Source organism: Campylobacter majalis (assembly GCF_905120465.1).
GTDB classification, from domain to species: Bacteria; Campylobacterota; Campylobacteria; order Campylobacterales; family Campylobacteraceae; genus Campylobacter_A; species Campylobacter_A majalis.
Genome location: NZ_CAJHOF010000017.1, coordinates 1 through 16,488 on the forward strand (window position 1 = coordinate 1; position 16,488 = coordinate 16,488).

Annotated in this window: 20 protein-coding genes; all 20 read right to left on the minus strand. The window is 28.7% G+C overall.

Features of this window, described 5'->3' with window-relative positions:
* Positions 1-212 precede the first annotated feature (212 nt).
* Positions 213-488, minus strand: a complete 276-nt coding sequence (locus tag LQU93_RS07950; protein ID WP_229933349.1) for a type II toxin-antitoxin system YafQ family toxin — start codon at positions 486-488, stop codon at positions 213-215.
* On the minus strand, positions 478-762 hold the full coding sequence (locus tag LQU93_RS07955; RefSeq protein WP_229933350.1) for a hypothetical protein: 285 nt from the start codon (positions 760-762) through the stop codon (positions 478-480). The genes LQU93_RS07950 and LQU93_RS07955 overlap by 11 nt, the downstream gene beginning before the upstream one ends.
* A 357-nt stretch (positions 763-1,119) precedes the next feature.
* Positions 1,120-1,875, minus strand: coding sequence for a hypothetical protein (locus tag LQU93_RS07960; protein ID WP_229933351.1), 756 nt, complete (start codon positions 1,873-1,875; stop codon positions 1,120-1,122).
* A gap of 57 nt (positions 1,876-1,932) precedes the next feature.
* Positions 1,933-2,259, minus strand: a complete 327-nt coding sequence (locus LQU93_RS07965; protein WP_229933352.1) for a hypothetical protein — start codon at positions 2,257-2,259, stop codon at positions 1,933-1,935.
* 183 nt (positions 2,260-2,442) lie between these two features.
* Entirely contained in the window at positions 2,443-4,800 is a 2,358-nt protein-coding gene (locus LQU93_RS07970; RefSeq protein ID WP_229933353.1) for an ATP-binding protein, read from the minus strand.
* Positions 4,801-4,854: 54 nt separating this feature from the next.
* Complete coding sequence (topB, locus tag LQU93_RS07975) at positions 4,855-7,038, minus strand: DNA topoisomerase III (RefSeq protein ID WP_229933354.1); 2,184 nt, start codon at positions 7,036-7,038, stop codon at positions 4,855-4,857.
* Positions 7,039-7,068: 30 nt separating this feature from the next.
* The gene (locus tag LQU93_RS07980; protein ID WP_229933355.1) at positions 7,069-7,236 is read right to left on the minus strand and encodes a hypothetical protein; all 168 of its coding nucleotides are present in this window, start codon (positions 7,234-7,236) and stop codon (positions 7,069-7,071) included.
* Positions 7,236-7,568, minus strand: coding sequence for a hypothetical protein (locus tag LQU93_RS07985; RefSeq protein WP_229933356.1), 333 nt, complete (start codon positions 7,566-7,568; stop codon positions 7,236-7,238). The genes LQU93_RS07980 and LQU93_RS07985 overlap by 1 nt, the downstream gene beginning before the upstream one ends.
* Position 7,569: 1 nt before the next feature.
* Complete coding sequence (locus LQU93_RS07990) at positions 7,570-8,280, minus strand: hypothetical protein (protein ID WP_229933357.1); 711 nt, start codon at positions 8,278-8,280, stop codon at positions 7,570-7,572.
* Positions 8,277-8,555 (minus strand): hypothetical protein, encoded by a 279-nt coding sequence (locus tag LQU93_RS07995; protein ID WP_229933358.1) that lies wholly within the window; start codon positions 8,553-8,555, stop codon positions 8,277-8,279. The genes LQU93_RS07990 and LQU93_RS07995 overlap by 4 nt, the downstream gene beginning before the upstream one ends.
* Positions 8,552-8,809 carry a hypothetical protein gene (locus tag LQU93_RS08000; RefSeq protein ID WP_229933359.1) on the minus strand — a complete coding sequence of 86 codons (258 nt, stop codon included), beginning with the start codon at positions 8,807-8,809 and terminating at the stop codon, positions 8,552-8,554. Before LQU93_RS08000 ends, LQU93_RS07995 begins: the two co-directional genes overlap by 4 nt.
* Positions 8,806-9,270, minus strand: a complete 465-nt coding sequence (locus tag LQU93_RS08005) for a hypothetical protein (protein ID WP_229933360.1) — start codon at positions 9,268-9,270, stop codon at positions 8,806-8,808. The genes LQU93_RS08000 and LQU93_RS08005 overlap by 4 nt, the downstream gene beginning before the upstream one ends.
* A gap of 104 nt (positions 9,271-9,374) precedes the next feature.
* Entirely contained in the window at positions 9,375-11,189 is a 1,815-nt protein-coding gene (locus tag LQU93_RS08010) for a type IV secretory system conjugative DNA transfer family protein (protein ID WP_229933361.1), read from the minus strand.
* Positions 11,189-11,524, minus strand: a complete 336-nt coding sequence (locus LQU93_RS08015) for a hypothetical protein (protein WP_229933362.1) — start codon at positions 11,522-11,524, stop codon at positions 11,189-11,191. The genes LQU93_RS08010 and LQU93_RS08015 overlap by 1 nt, the downstream gene beginning before the upstream one ends.
* Positions 11,521-12,441 (minus strand): hypothetical protein, encoded by a 921-nt coding sequence (locus LQU93_RS08020; RefSeq protein WP_229933363.1) that lies wholly within the window; start codon positions 12,439-12,441, stop codon positions 11,521-11,523. The genes LQU93_RS08015 and LQU93_RS08020 overlap by 4 nt, the downstream gene beginning before the upstream one ends.
* Entirely contained in the window at positions 12,441-13,673 is a 1,233-nt protein-coding gene (locus LQU93_RS08025; protein WP_229933364.1) for a hypothetical protein, read from the minus strand. Before LQU93_RS08025 ends, LQU93_RS08020 begins: the two co-directional genes overlap by 1 nt.
* Positions 13,670-14,278 (minus strand): hypothetical protein, encoded by a 609-nt coding sequence (locus LQU93_RS08030; RefSeq protein ID WP_229933365.1) that lies wholly within the window; start codon positions 14,276-14,278, stop codon positions 13,670-13,672. The genes LQU93_RS08025 and LQU93_RS08030 overlap by 4 nt, the downstream gene beginning before the upstream one ends.
* Positions 14,279-14,525: 247 nt before the next feature.
* Positions 14,526-15,533 (minus strand): hypothetical protein, encoded by a 1,008-nt coding sequence (locus LQU93_RS08035; RefSeq protein ID WP_229933366.1) that lies wholly within the window; start codon positions 15,531-15,533, stop codon positions 14,526-14,528.
* A gap of 93 nt (positions 15,534-15,626) precedes the next feature.
* Positions 15,627-15,848: a hypothetical protein gene (locus tag LQU93_RS08040; protein ID WP_229933367.1), complete on the minus strand. Its 222-nt coding sequence runs from the start codon at positions 15,846-15,848 to the stop codon at positions 15,627-15,629.
* Between the two features lies 1 nt (position 15,849).
* On the minus strand, positions 15,850-16,488 hold the full coding sequence (locus tag LQU93_RS08045; protein ID WP_229933368.1) for a hypothetical protein: 639 nt from the start codon (positions 16,486-16,488) through the stop codon (positions 15,850-15,852).

Below are 16,488 nucleotides of genomic sequence, written 5' to 3' on the forward strand. Positions count from 1 at the left end.
TATTTAGCTTGGTGTCTTTTGTATGGTTGAGAGTTACAAGGGATAGCGAAGCGGTTACTATGCGTTCTGAGCAACACCAACCCTATTCTCTCTAATCTTTTAAGCTTTTTATAAGTATATATTAAGTTTATTTTTATTTATTTTTAATAATTTTTTAAGTAAGAAAAATAGAAAGTTTTTATATAAAAAATGCAGAGCAAATCTCTACGTTTTTACCAGTCAAATACCTGCATATGACTACCTGTTGCAGCTAGATATAGCTCTAATTCTTTTTCTATAATTTTATATACTAATAATAAATCGGGCTTTATATGACACTCTCTAAAACCTTTATAGTTTAGAGTAAGTTCGTGATCTTTAAATTTTTTATCTAACATTTCACCTTTTGCAAGTTTTTTTACAGCTTCATTGATTAGATTTTGTTCTATTTTATGAAGTTTTTTAAACTGCTTTTTATAAAGTTTTGATGTAGTTATTTTATACTTCATTATTCATATCTTTTTCATATTCATCATAACTATTATATTTATATACATCTCCATTGTTAAATTGTTCTATGGCTATATCTAAGTTACTTTTTTTTTCGTTTATAGATAATGTAATCTTTTCTCTCAAAAAACTTACTAGTTCTCTTTGAGCTTTTATTTTCTTTTCTAAATTCTCTCTCATAGTATCATATTTTTTTTCTGCACTAAGTAGAGCATTAAACAAGCTTTTTTTTGACATATTATCATATTTTTGATAGTCAATTGTTGTTTGCATTTTTTATCCTTTTTAATCTTAAATTTTATAAAAATTATAGCATATTCTACATAAAAAACAAATTTTAATATAAAAATAGTATCTAATAAATATAGAAATAATATGTAAAAAATATAATAATAGTATTGCTTTTATATTATAATAATATTATAAAAATACAATATAAATATTATATAAGTATAGTATTGATATGATATGTGTATTATGTTTTTATTGCATTTTTTAGTATGATAGCTATACAATTATAATATTTATTTAGCATAATATCTATATAATATTTATATTGTGTAGATATTGTATAGATAGTTAAGATTGGTAAAAAATTTGTGAATTAAATTAATATTAAGAATATCTTTATTAGCTTCTTTTCCTTGTTTTTATTTTATTATCAATGTTTGTTTCAATACTAGTATTGCTATCTTGAGCATCAGCAAAATATTTATATCCCATTTCCTCGTCATAGCTTTTTAAGTCAATAATATTATTAAGTTTTTTAGCAATATCGTGTCTAGTCATAGCTTGATTATAATTTATTGTGTCACCGTTTTGTTTGCTTATATAATCAAGTGTTTTTATATGGTGTATATCTTGTTCCGTTATCGGCATAAATAGGTTAGGATATAATAAATTTAGCTCAATTGCAATATCAGCCGTACTCTTTTGAGTTTTTTCATCACGGAAAAAAGCCAATGCAACGGCTATCGCCCTGCTTTCATCTGAATAAGTAGAGTATATATCAATTTTATCTATAATCATTTTATGTTTAAGTAAATTTTCTTTAAGCTTTTCAGTTTTCAATTTTTTAAAAATAGATGATAAATCTCTAAAAACAAAATCAGAGCCAGTAATAAAACTTTTTGCATCTATTGTATTGTTGCAATAAGCAATAATAGCATTTTGAAAATCTTTATCTAAAAAATTAATATTAAGAATATCTTTATTAGCTTCTATATTAAATTTTTGGTCGAAAACTACTTCTCCATTTTTCTTGATTGTGTAGTTATAAAGATTTTGTTCGATTATATAGATATTATTTTTAAAATTTAATTCTAATGTAGAATTACCGCCAAACTCAAAATTACAAGAAATTTCCTTGATGAAATTATTATTCATTTTTTATCCTTTTAAAAGTATTTTTCATATCATTGCCTCTTGGTTTTGGTTTTATTGTTATAGCTTTTTTTCATAGCTTTTAAGTTTATCAAGCTTTGTGCTATATTCTTTGATTTCTTTAACTACTTCAAGTAGTGATATTTTAAACTCATCATTGTTTTGCCAATCGCTAATTGAGTATCTAAAATTAAGCATATTAAAATATTTATACTCTTTATTATCGTAAATTTTCAGCTCTTTGTCATTAAGATAAAGCGGTAAAATTTCAGTTTTTACTTTCTTTTTGATTTTTGGCTTTAAAAAAAATAAATAGTAAATTACCATTACTATTGCAAACACCGAAAGAATTAAAGTAAATATATCCAGTAAGTAAGTATATTGCATTTTTATCCTTTTTTAAATTTTTATGATAGATAAATTTTATCTATTTTTTCTTTTTAGAATTTACGGATACGTATGTATGCATCTGTTCTCCTTTGTTTTATTAAATTTGGTGTTATTTTCTAAAATCGCATTATGTTGATTTAAAAATGACATTTTCTTTCTTTATCGCTTGGCAGTGTGCTATTATTCATTTGGGTTTGTGCTAAACACTGCCATTTCATCAGGCGTAATATCAAATTTCATATTAAATACTCCACTGCTATACCATACACACATTTCGTATTTTTTGGTTTCAAGCAGAGCAATTTCAAGATTTTTTGGAAGCATACTATTGTCTCCAAATATATTACGTATTTCACCTATCACTTCATTTTTCTTATCAGGTCTCAAAAGAAAAATTCTTGTATCGATATTTTTTAAAATACCCCACGGTATATGGTCGGCATTTTGAACTATAAAACATAAATGCACGTTATATTTTCTAGCTTCTAAGGTTACCTTATCAAACATCTCTTCAAATGTCTTATTGTTTCTAAAATAGTTTTTTGCCTCTTCCACTGCATAAAATAGCTTCGGAGCTGGTCGTCCTGCTCTTTTGCACTCTAGGGCATATTCTCTATCTTTTAGATATGTTTTTTGAAAAATAGAAAGAAAAATAGCCGTAAAAAGTGTGCTTTCCTTAAAGTTATTTAAATCCATATTAAGGACATCTACATCATCTATGTTGATTTTGTCAAAGTCTGAAAAAAGCCCAAGCATTTCTATTGAATTTAGTTTTGTTGCTAGGCTTGCGTATGCTGCTTGTTCATCAACTTTTAGTTGCTTTGATTTACTTCTTTGCTCTGCTTTTTTGACAAAATCATTAAGTAATGGGACTTTCAAGAAGTTATATTTACTCTCTCCAATATCTTGTAAAAATGTATCCGTCTTGTAATTTAAACTTATAAGCTCATCATAAAGCTCTTTATTTTGCTCTTCAAGATTCATTACTCTATATTTAGTATATTCTTTATTAGAATAAAGCTCTCTAAAAATAGACTTTAAAAATGCACTTTCTTCAATCGTTAAAGGGCTTGCATTTTGCGTTTCGAGAATAATGGAGCATAGATCAATATTAAACTGCATATCGGCTTCAAATAGCTCTCTATCATCGATATTTGGAATATTTACAATATTATAGCTAAACTTTGCAAGACTTGAATCAATAATAGCTGTGCTGTTGTTTGGATTTGATGATATGAGTTTCATAAATTTTTCATCACTAAAACCTATATCATAGCTTCTAATACGAACATTATTGGGATTCTTGCCTAGATTAGAACAAGAACCATCAGCAAAATTTAGACCTACCATTTGAGCCATTATTTTTTGCTTTGAAACAGATTTACCGCTACCCGGTTTAGCTATAATAACCGAGTGAGGATTATCATTTTCAGCAGAAAATGAGTAGTTCAAAAATGAGCCATTTTTATCAGTGCCAAAAATATCAGGTTTGCTTGTATTGTGTTTGTGTATGCTAGCTATATAATTATGCAAATAATTACTTTTTACTAAAAAATCAAATTCGCTATCTCTAAATTTTATGAGATTTTTTTGAAAATGATTTGAGCGATATATCTCTTTTTTGATAAAGCTTGTTTTCAGATAGCTTCCCAAGCTTCCTATAACCTCATCATCATACTCTTTTAAAAAAGCCATAGCATTGATTACAGCACAATCAAGCTCTTTATTCTTGTAAGCGTTTTGTAACTCTATAAAAGGGGCTTTATTGCCTAGCATTTTTGAATAGCTAATAAGCCTTGAAATATGATTTTCTATATGATTTTTGCTAAAATCTATATAAATCCAAATCGTGCCAGTAAATTTTAACTTAAATATACTAGCAATATCAGTCTCATTAATATTTAAATGTTTGTAAGCCTGAAACATTGATATGTCTTGATAGTTTTTACGTATGGCTTGCTTTGCAAGGCGTTTAAACTGCAAAAATTCAGGCTCACTAAGCTCATCATCTTTGTTTATATATAAACTTTGATGAAGTTGCTTATCATTTATAAAAAAGCTATTTTGCAAGTAGGCATTATAAAGCAAATTTACAATCTCAATACCATTTAAAAGTTGTGTATCATAGTAATCCGCAATTACTTTGGCAATAACCTTATTGTGTGTTAGAATATATTGTTTTTGATAATTTCCCTGCTTGTGAAGCAAATAAAATATAAAAGCGTCATTGCTCTCTTTATAATCCCTTATAATTTCATCTATCTTATCCGAACTCAAATATGTTTTTATGGTTTGATTTGTAACTAATTTTACAGCATACAGCTCTTTAAAAGGGGTATTTGTGCTAACGCAATCATCTCCTATTTTGTCAATTAAAAATAGTGAGTTTGAGTGCCAATCATTAAACAGATTATAAATAGGATTGGCTAACTTATCAAAAAAGCAATTTGATAAATTCATACTTGGATCTTTTTTCTTAAAGCCAAAATAAGTTCCTACAAATGCCGTGCCAGCAAGGGCTAATAGTGCTAAATTCATTTATCTAACTCTTTTATATTTTTTATTTGTCATTTTCTTTTTATTCTTAGTCAGTCAGCTATTTGTGCTAAAATTTGGCTTTCCATTACTTTCAAAGCAAGTAAATTTGCAACCATCTTTCCATTCACTGCATCCATACCAAAATTTAGTTGGATCATTTTTACTTGGGCGACGTATAAGCCTACCTTTTTTGCAACTAGGACACTCATATTCTGTTATATTGCTAGAGTTTTGTGGTTTTTCTTTTGGACTAAAATCAGGTTTGCCATTTACGCTATTTGTAGAAAATTTGCACCCTTGTGAGTAATTAGAGCAACCAAAGAAATCGCCATTTTTTCCTTTTATTAGTCTTAGTACTCCATCGCCACAAAAAGGGCAGTGTATTATCTCTTTATCGTTTTGCATTTTTATTTCTCCATTTTTTATTTTTTGTATTTCATCGTTTATGGTCTGTTGGACTGAGCCTATAAACTCATCAATACTCATATTGCCATTTTGTATATCTTTTTGCATTTCGTACCAAAGAGCCGTTATATCAGGGTTTTTGTATAAATCACTGACACTATTTATAAAAAATTTGCCTTTTTTTGTAGATGTGATAACCTGCTTTTTGTCGTTTGAAATTTCTATGTATTCTTGCTTTGCAAGTTTTTCTATCATATCAGCCCTTGTTGCAGGCGTACCTATACCACCGCTTTCGCCTTTCTTTTCTTTGTCTTTTTCTAGTAAAAGTTTTTTGATTTTTTCGTCTTTTACATATTTTGCAACGGAGTTTAGATCTTTTAAGAGCGTTGTCATAGTATAGCGTGGGTGTGGTTTTGTTTGTTTTTTTTCGATTGCTACATTTATTGCTCGTTCGGCTATTAAGCCATTAAGCGAGTTTAAAAGCTCAGGCTCGTCATCTTCACTTTTTCCCAAAAAGGCTTTAAAGCCTAGTTTCGTTGTGAAATTTAGTGTTTTTTCAAATATTAAATCATTGCTATTTAGTATAATTTTATAACTTTCATACTCTCTTGGTTCGCAAAACTGAAGCAAAAATCTTTTAGCGATAAGAGTATAAATTTTTAATTCATCCGCATTTAGATTTGATAAATTTAATCTCGTTTCAGTTGGTATTATCGCATAGTGGGCTGTAATCTTACTATCATCAAAAGCCAAACTTTTTAAGTTAGAATTGATATAAGAAAAGTCAAATCGTCCATTACTAAAATTATGAGCCAGTGCAGATATTAGATCATTGCGTTGCTCATAAATTGTGGTTGGTATATATTCGCAGTCACTTCTATTGTATGATATAGCTTTGTGTTTTTCACGTAAAGCTTGAGTAATATCCAATGTTTTTTTGGCTGAAAATCCATAAATTTTACTAGCTTCGCTTTGCAAATTTAAAAGGTTATACGGTAAAGGCGGATTTTCTTTTTTGCTCTCTTGTTTAATTTTTAATTCAAAAATTGAGTTTAATATTCTATCTTTTAACTCCTGTGCTACCTCGATTTGCATAATCTTTTCATCGGTTTTTAATGTAAAATCTATTTTTGCTATATTTTCATCATTAAAATTAAATTTTGCGTTTAACTCAAAATAGTCTATGCTTTTGAATGTATCGTTTTCAATGTCTCTATTGACAATTAAAGCCAAAATAGGCGTTTGCACTCTACCTATGCTAAATACTGCAAAATCAGCATTTTGTTTTTGATAGTTTAAAGAGTATGCACGTGTCAAGTTCATACCAACCAAATAATCAGCCCTGCTTCTTGCAAAGCCACTATTACTTATATTTTTAAAATTTCTATTGTCCTTGATATTTTCTAGCTCTTTTTTTACCGCTTTTGGGGTTATATCATTTATTAACATACGCTTGACTGGCTTTGTAGTCCTTGAATACTCTATAATTTCATCAATCAAAATTTGCCCTTCCTCGTCAGGGTCTCCACAATGCACTATTTCACTTACATTGCTATCATTGATTAACTCAATAATATTTTTTAATTGTTTTGATGAGCTTGGTATCGGCTTATATTTAAATGTGATATTTAAAGGCAGATCAGCTAAATTCCATTTTTTATATTTTGGATTAATCTCATCAGGCTCCTTTAGGGCTAAAATATGACCATAACTCCAAGTAACAAGATCATTGCCTTTTTTTATATATCCATTACAAGTTTGTTCGTTTCCATCCATACCAGCAACTATTGCTCGAGCTAACTCAGGTTTTTCAGCTATAAATAAACGAGCCATTATCGTTTTGTCCTTGTATATTTTTTATTTTCATCTTGAGTTGTTGATGTTTCGTTGCTTATTAAGGTTATAATCAACCCAAGAATATATATCTTTGATGAATTCTCTAGCTTGATATGAAAAACTATTATTTAAGATTTCATTGATTGATTTGTCTAAATTAAAACCCTCTTCGCATTCAAAATTCCACTTTGACATTACTTAACTCCTTTTGCATTTGCTTCATTGCCTAAAAGCTGTTTTTCTTGCTCGAGCAAAAATAAGATTTCTCTATCACTTAGATTAATTTCTATCTCAAGTGCTTTTAGGGTTTTTATATTTTCTTCTTTTTGCCTTACTTGTTCAGCTATTTTTTCAATTAATGGCTGTATTTCATTAATCCAATATTGCTCTATTTTTTCGTTTTCTTTGGTGCTAAATTGTTTTGTTCTTTCCCACGCTTGATTAAAACCGCTTTTTTGCATATTAGACCAAGTCGCACCGCTTAAGCTTGTTAAGGCAATAAAAAATAATGTTGCAAAAAATTTCATTTTATTTACTCACAATTTCAGAATAGTATTCTATGGTTTTTGATATTATTGTTGCTCCATCTGGTATAAAAAGAGCAAGACTTGCTATGTAAGACCATAGAAAATAAACAAAATATCCAAAGATATTTGCCACTGCACACCACGTTATTATTTGCAATACATTTGTATGTATTTGATCTTTTTTAGCACCCATCATACCATATGCAAAAGCTGTAAAAAAAACCATTATAGGCGTTAGTATAATAACCCAGTCTATTATAGTTTGCACCATAAACAACTGTAAATATGCTCCTTTATCCTCTATGCTTCCACTAGCTCCTGCCAAAGAAAAGACTGAACTCTCGCCTCTTGTCCAAAAAATTTTAAAAATTTTACTTGAAAAATAATTAACGCCTTTTCCTAATGCTCCTAAAATGTCAAGTAATTTTATGCAGACCATAAAAAACACACAAGAGCATAAATGCACCAAAAAAGCTAAAAACATTACTCCAGTAATATTGCTAGAATGAGTGTTATGTCCGCTATTTGCTTTTATAAGCCCACCGACCAAGACGAATAAAAAAGGCAGTGAAGCAAAAGCAAAGCCGGCTGTCCCAAATGTGAATGCCGTAGCTATTAATTCCGTTCCAGCACTACTGCCTATAGCATTATCATTGGCAAAACTTATAATACTGGATATAAAAAATAATATTAAAATTTTAAAGATATTCATTGTCTTTTGCGTCTTATTTTATTATTTTTTTCAAGGTCTTCTATATAATCTTGCATAGTATTCTCGATAATATTTGAGTGTTCATCGCCTAAAAGAGAACCCTGATTATTATCCATTAAGTTTGTATACATATTATTCAAAACTTTATCTTTTTGCTCTTTTGTTAAATCATTATTGTCAAATAAATACTCTTTTTCGTGGAGTATTAAAGCTTTAACAAAGTCGCCATAATCACATTCTGATATAAAAGTAGCTATTTTTTCTATATTGCTCATTGTTTTACACCTCTAACTTTCAGTTGATTTAAGATTAGCTCGTTTCTTTGATGAATTAAAAAAATATGATTGTATTTATTAAGCAGTATATGCTTATTTAAACTAATATAATTTTGATGTGCCGTATTTTGCGAGATAATCGTTTTGGTTAAGCTCTTTTGCGATACGCTTTGGTTATCAATAGCTTCTGAAACAATATTGGCATTACATAGCGTAGCTAGTATGCTTAAAATCAAAAAAAATTTAGCTTTCATAATCTAGTCTTTTTAATATCTTCGCTATTCTGCTCTTGTGTTTCATTTAAATACACTTGCTCTACTTGACTAACAAATTCTTTTTGTTCAGGGGTTAAATCTATACTCTTTAGGGCTTCAATATTTCCTTTGATAAGCTCCGCTTTCTCCGCCGTTGGATTATCTTTAAAATTTGAAAGATTTGCCATAAACTCAAAAAATGAACTTATATTATTATTTGATTTTAAAATTTCATCAAAAGAAGTGAGTGTTTCGTGAATATGCTTATTGATTATGGTAGTTTTTTGATTTTCGCTTAGATTGCTATCAAATCTACTCTGCATAAAAGATTTTTTTGTAAGATCATATTTTTTAAATTCACCATAAGACATCTTTGAACTTTCAATGGCTTGCATTTTTTGTTTTATCTCGTCGCCTATTTCAAAGTTATCAAAAACATACCTACTTATCTCTATTTGCATTTTATCTGCTCCTAATAAAATTATGGAAAATCATATATAAAACAGAGCTTTTAAGTATTAAATTAAACTTAAAAGGTTACAAAATGTAACCCCTTTTTTAGCTTTTATGCAGACTTAATTTCTTTTATGATTTTGTAAGCTTGATTTAAAAAATTTCTCTTGCTTACATATTGAGTGAGCGGGATTTTATCATCGCTCATCATTTTGTATGTAGTTTTTTTACCTTTCGATAATAGTGAGCTTTCAGCTTGTGCGATAGCTTTATGCATTTTTCCATTTGCAAATACTATCATCTCGCCATTATTCATATTCACTACTTCATTATGTTCTATTGCGTCTTTTTCCTCAACTTTATAGTTATCTTCAACCGCTCCACTGCCTTTTGTATATTCACGCCTAGCAGTAAAGTCTCTACTCATTACTTTTTTCTTTTCAACCATTTTTGCGTAAAATTCGGTCGTATCAGGGTGCATATTTTTCATAAGTATATGCACTCCAGTAACATCTATAATTTCTTTTCTTTCATAGTCATTTTTAGCAACAACATCAATTTGTGCTGGACTTTGAAAAAATGGAAATATACTAATACCAAGCGAGCGTGATTTTGACTCAAGCCTACCAAAACCCTCAATAACATACGATCCAAGTTCATCAAGGAAGCAAACAAAAGGTATTTTAGGCTCTTTTGCAAATTTAGCCTTTTGTGCCGCAACGCCTTTAATAAGCCCTAGTATGAGCCTACCAAGTTCTTTTGGCGTAATATCACTATTCATAGTCGGCAATGTTACAAAGATAATTTTATTTCTTTGAGTTGCCTCCCAAAGACTTATATCAGGGTCTGGGGCATTAAAAATTCTACCATAATCTGAGCTTAGATTTGTTATAACATTACGCCAAGCACCAACGCAAACCGATACATCATAGATACCTTGCCCATCGCCACTGCATTTTTTCATAACGCTATCAACCCATTTTTTATCTTCTGCATTGCCATTTATAAACTCATTTAAATCAATTTCGATTGTTGAAGTAATGTATTTTATAAAGTCCATTATGCCAACATTTGATTTTGCTATATCTTTGTATTTTAAACCTTGTTTTACAAGAGTAGGCAAATTCATCATCTCTGTAAGAGCTGAAAAATCAAATATAAAATCCTTTTCATTGTCTCTTTTATAAACCATTAGTTTTAAAATACACTTCATAAATTCTTTTTGCTTTTCTTTCCATTCGTTTTCTTCGCCGATCAATAAAGAAAGCATAATTTCGTAGATAGACAAAGCTCCACCGCTTAAAAGTGGGTTTATTGTATGTGTATTATCCATATCAAGAAAATTTAGATAAACAAAGTCATCTTCTCTACCTATACTTGCAACAAGTCCGTAAATTTCTTTGGCAAACTCATCTGTGCCTTTACCATCAACAATCAGCATACCGCCACCAAGTAAAACATATTGCTCTATCAAGCCTTTCATTAAAACAGATTTTCCAGCCCCAATAGTTGCCATACATAAAAAATGGCGTTTCATAGTTTCTGCATTTACTAATATAGGGCGAAGCTTGTTATTTGGTGCTTTACCTGATCTTACGGCATCTCCATAAAATTTTTTAACCTCTGTTCCTAGCGATATTAAATAGTCTTTTTTGGGATTATTTTCTATAATAATCTCTTTATCATCGTGCTTTTCAGAATTCATATAAAAAGATACGGATACGCACAACAGTATAAAAAGTGTCATTACGATAAACAAGCTCATATTTGTGCCATTTGTCTTAAACGAAGCAACTATACATAAAAAAATAGAGACATAGCTAAAGATATATATAAAAAAGCGATAAGACTCATTATTTTGCATAAGCTCTTTTAGGCTTAATTCTTTGGGTCTATAATATTGAAGTTCTGAACGATGATGTTGCATTATTGTCCCTCGATATTATTAATAATACCCTGAATTTGATTTTGTGTTTTAATAATAAAACCCTCTTTTTGCTCTTTTAAAGCTTTATTTTTGGCTAGAGCATTTAGATTTTCATTTTCTTTTAAATTTTGTTCTTCAACCTGTGCAATAGCTTTGTCAAAATAGCTTTTTATCTGTGATATTTGTTTGGCTATTTGGCTTTCTTCTTGATTATATTTTGCTATCGCTTCTGCTGATTCCACTGGTGCAATAGCCGAGTCGGTGCAACCACTACAAGCAAATAAATCTATACCAAATAAAGTTAAAAAAACAAGGGTAATAAATATTTTTTTCATTTATTGTCCTTTATTATATACTGTCCTTTATTATATACTGTTCTTGAACTATCGTTTTCAATTGCATATTTTTCATCAAATGCTCCTTCAGTAGGGATTATATCCGTATTTAATTGATTTACATTATCTATTCTAAGTTCAGGAATAAAGTCTTTTAGCCTATCTTTAAATTCCAAATAAGCATAATACATACCTGCACCTTTAAATTTTACGCAGTTTAGATTAAGTAAATCAATAGCTCCTAGAAATTCTTTTTCGTTATCATTTTTTATTAAAATATCTAAATTTGCAACGCTTATATTAAATTTTGGGGTGTATCTTTCCCATAAGTCCATTAAGAAAAATTCAGCTATAAAATCGTTGTTTTTTAATTCTTTTTCATAATCAACTTTTACTTCTAAATCCTCGATAAAATCCTTTACCTTATCAAATATAATTTTAAAGACTTGGCTTTTTTCAAGCTCTATTAGATCATCTATTTTTGTGCCTTTAAAACCAAAATAATTTATGAAAAATTGCGGTCTAATAGTCTCATTTACAATTAGTTTTTTGTCTGCTTCATTTACAAAAACCTCAATTCTTTTTGATTTTTCATCCTTGCGTTTCTCATAAAATTTAACTATTTTTTGTGCCGTTGCATCTTTAAAATATCTTTGCTGGTTGGCAATTATGTTCAGTGACTTTGATACAATACTCTTTTGTATATTTTTTAAAAGATAGATAATCAAAGGTATCGGCAAAAGATAAAAAATGCTAGGCTTTAGTTCATCAATAGAGCTAATTAAGATAAAAAAACCTATGCAAAAGACAGCCAAAGTAAAGCTTGAAAACTCTATCAAATTCTTTACTTCAAGATTGCCTTTATTGCTAATATATGTAAAAAATATAATTGTTAGAAACATTACCAAAACTATCATTACTTACGCCTTACTCTACCTTGAGTGTCTTGCTTGTCGATTAATTCATCATTCAATTCTTTTTGCTCTTTAATTTGCTTTAACAAATTTTGTAACTTATCAATGCTCTCTCTTGTTTCATCTGTTGTAATCTTAAGTTTTTCCGCTTTTTCAAGTAAAATTTCTCCTGCAAGTGTAGAAAATGGTAAATCCAATATATCCAAATTTGTTTTATTGTGAATAGCGAGAGCGTGATAGTATTGTATGAAATATTTAATTTGATCGTTTAATTTTGTTATATCATAGTCTTGCTTTTTAGCATTTTTAATAAGGTTTAATTCATAAAAACTATTGACAAAAGGTTTAGCCTTTAAAAAACTATTTACATCTTTAAAATTCATTAATTTGATAGCTAGATCGCAACAAGTCTCTTGTAAATCAATCAAAAACTCTTTTGAGTTAATATCTCTAATGCTTTCTTGCGTATCTATTTCATTATCGATAATAAAACTAATGCTACTTAAAAGCTCGTCTATCTCTTTTTGAGTTACAACGTCTTTTACGCTGAGTATTTTTCTATCATTTTCTCTACTTCGTCCATCAAGGCGTGTTTTTTCGCTATCAATTCGCCCTTTTGCTTCAAGTTCGTCATTATACGCTCGTGCAACTTCATTATGTCTTTGTGTATTAATGTCTGCATATTCAGTAAAATAAGGCGTGATTGGATTAAGTTCAATTTCTGCTTGTTGATTGGTGTCGGATTGCAGTTGTATTCCCTCAGTGCTATATACTCGATTATTTTCATATTGAGAGGAGTTAGTCTGTTGAGCTGTTGCGATGTTAGGTTCAATAGGTAATGATCGTAAAATTCCTGAGCCGTCTGTTTGGTTGTTTGGCTTAATTGGCTCATTATTAGCCCTATCTCCAGTTGTTTCATCTGCTTTTCCTTGTGTAGAATTTTCTTTTATTTTATCAAAATTTTCTTTTAAATTGTTAAGCATTACATTCTTAAAGCTCTTGTCTACTTCAAAGTCAAATAAGCTAATTTGAGCTATTTTTTGTTTTTTAGGCTTTGTTTCATTGTATCTACTTATATACTCATCCAATACTCTATTAGAAATAGACATACTAACACCATCTAACCAATCAATGAATCTATTTTTTTGCGATAAAGACAGCTCATAATTGTTAATTTCAATTTCTGCTGGCTTACCATTTATAAGTATGCTCTCATCAATAATATGTATTTTCATTTTTTTAATACTACTTTTTTAACAGCTTGTTCTACTTTTTGTAGTTCCTCTTTTATTTTTGGATTTTTTACATCAACTCTTGCAATATCGCTTGGTCTTATTGAAAATCTTGGGTCTTGAAGTTTTTGTTCTATTTCATCTTTTGGAATTCCACGCTCCTGTGCCTCTCTCTTAAAATTTTCTATCTGTTTTACTTTATCGACTACAAGTTCTTTTGTTATATCTCCGCCCAACTCACTATTTAAAAATTCTTCTATATTTTTCTTATTTTCTTCACTTAAAAACTCATTTTTTTTAAGTTCCTCTTTTAAAATTAAGTCAAGTTTGTCTTTGCTTAGTTCTTCATTTCTTGCCAACTCTTTTAAAAGCTCATTTCTATTGTCCTTAAAGCTTTTTAAAAGATCAGCTAAAAACGCAAATAATGTTTTATCGTTTAATGTATCATCATTATGAACGCCTATTTTTTGCTGATCCAAATTTGCCATAATGCTTTTACAATTCTCGCTAAATGTGCTAAATATATTTTTTGTACTATTTGCTAATTTCTTACCTGCTTGCAAAGCAGGATTGTTTTGATTTGCATATTCTTGCTGTAAATCGATCATTGTGAAATCCTTATTTTTCTGATAAGTATGATAAATTTTTCATATAAAAAAGTATTGTATGGATTATCCAGTTTGGTTTTATCGTAAAAAAACCTATACGCCAAAAGGACAAAAGTTGGATAAATTAAGAAAAGATTCATTAAATTATCACTAAAGAAATAGATTGCTAGCAAAATAAATAAATTTAACTTTGTAGCCAAAAAATAATTTATACTTTGCTTTTGTGCGTATTGTTTTTCAAATGCTATCATTTTCTATATCTTTGTTTATGTGTTTGGATATCTTGCTGTGCTTGAAGCATATCATCTTGCCAACTAGATGAGCTTTGGTTTTGAATTGGATTATCTAATAAGCTATAATCATCATAATCATAATTAAGCGATTGATCTTCTTTTTTCTCATTTTTAACCTCTGTTTGTTTTTCTTCGCTGATTTCCGATACGATACTTTCGCTTATTGCTTCTTCTTGGTTGTATTTTATTGAAGTAAGGGTATTATTTTCTGATAAAGTTTGACTCAATTTTAATAAAAGTGCCGTTTTTTCATTTTTAAAAGCATTTATCTCTTGCTCTAAAATATGATTTTTTTCTTTTACTTGGTTTATCAGCTTTTGTATTTCATTATTACTCATTGCAAGAGTTTGCATATAAAAAGACTTCATAAAACTAGGATTTTTTAGTGTATCTTGACTATTAAAAGGAAATTCTATTTGTTCTTTATTATTAATAAAATCAATCATCTCTTTTGGTTGTATTTTTAGTTCGTATCCATCAAACAAATCATTGTATTTTATGGGTTCAGGCTCCAAAAAGCCACTTTCAAGACCTTTTATCTCAAGTTCTAATTGTTCTTTTTTATTTTTTAAATTTGAGTTTTGATTGAGTTCGTCTTGTAAGCTTGTAAAAGTTTTCTCAAGACTTTTTATATTTTCCATCTGCTCCTTAAATTCTTTTGTGGCTTCATCCTCATTTAAAATATTACTTTTTAGATTATCATAGCATTTTGTAAATTCTAAAAAAATTTGATAGTTTAATAGTCTTACAATACTTTCATTTTCATTTGGCGTTCTGTCAATCATTTCCTGATAATATAAATCCATAAAGGCATTTTCGGTATTTAAATCTACTTTATTTTTGTTCGCCTCAAAAAACAAAAGCATACTTTCGCCGATTTGTTTTATGCTATCATCGTCTGAATCTTTTGCATATTTTGCAAAGGCTAAAACGTATTCTTCTATTGTTGATATAGATGACATAATGTTTCCTTGTTTTTAAAATTACTCTATCAAAAATACAACAAAAAATATTTTTATGCTTTAAAATTAGCTTAATAGGTTACAATTTGTAACCTATTTTTCAAACTGAGAGCTGAATATAAAATACTCATTTTTATTGTTTATAAAACAACTATTTTTTTCTATAGCAATAAAAACTTTCTTTCCTGCATCGACTTTGGCTATGATTTTTCCATCTTTTCTTTGTTGCCAACAAGTCTTGCGTGTAATATTTTTTATCTTACAATAAGCTTTCATCGGTATCCAAATATATTTATTTTCATCTATATTTTGCATTTTAAAAACCTTTTATACTTGGCAAAAAGTTGTTATATATTTCTCTTAAGCTATTTTCATATAAAGCATCATTTTCAAAAATAGAGACGACTTGTTTATCATCTATCCTATTTTCATCAAACGCCAAAAATATGTTAAATAAAAAATCGTATCCATATCGATATATCATTTTTAGAGTAAAATTATCGGTAACAATGTCTTGCAAATTTAAGTCAAACACATCGTTATAGTAAATTTGATATGTTAAATCTTTTAAAAAATCTCTAATAAATATTGATATTCTAGTATCATCAAGACTTATAAGTTTTATATCTTGATTGAGTAAAACACAAAAAGTTGCACATATAGTAAGATAGTTTTCATACTCTTTTTTGGTTTCAAAGTTTCTATTTTTTGGCAACACATTACTTAGTCTTGTGTTAATAAAAACTAAATTTGCCTCATTTGAGCTATATACTTGCATTAAATAATCCTCATCACTATCAAAATACATATAGTTTATATTATTGATAAGCTCTTTTTTGTGCTTTTTGAAGTAGCTAATAATTGATAACTTTCTATCAATAAGGCTAAATTTTTTGATTTTTAACTTTGTCTTTTTATGCTGTTTATAAAACTCAAAATAATCATTGACTCTCAT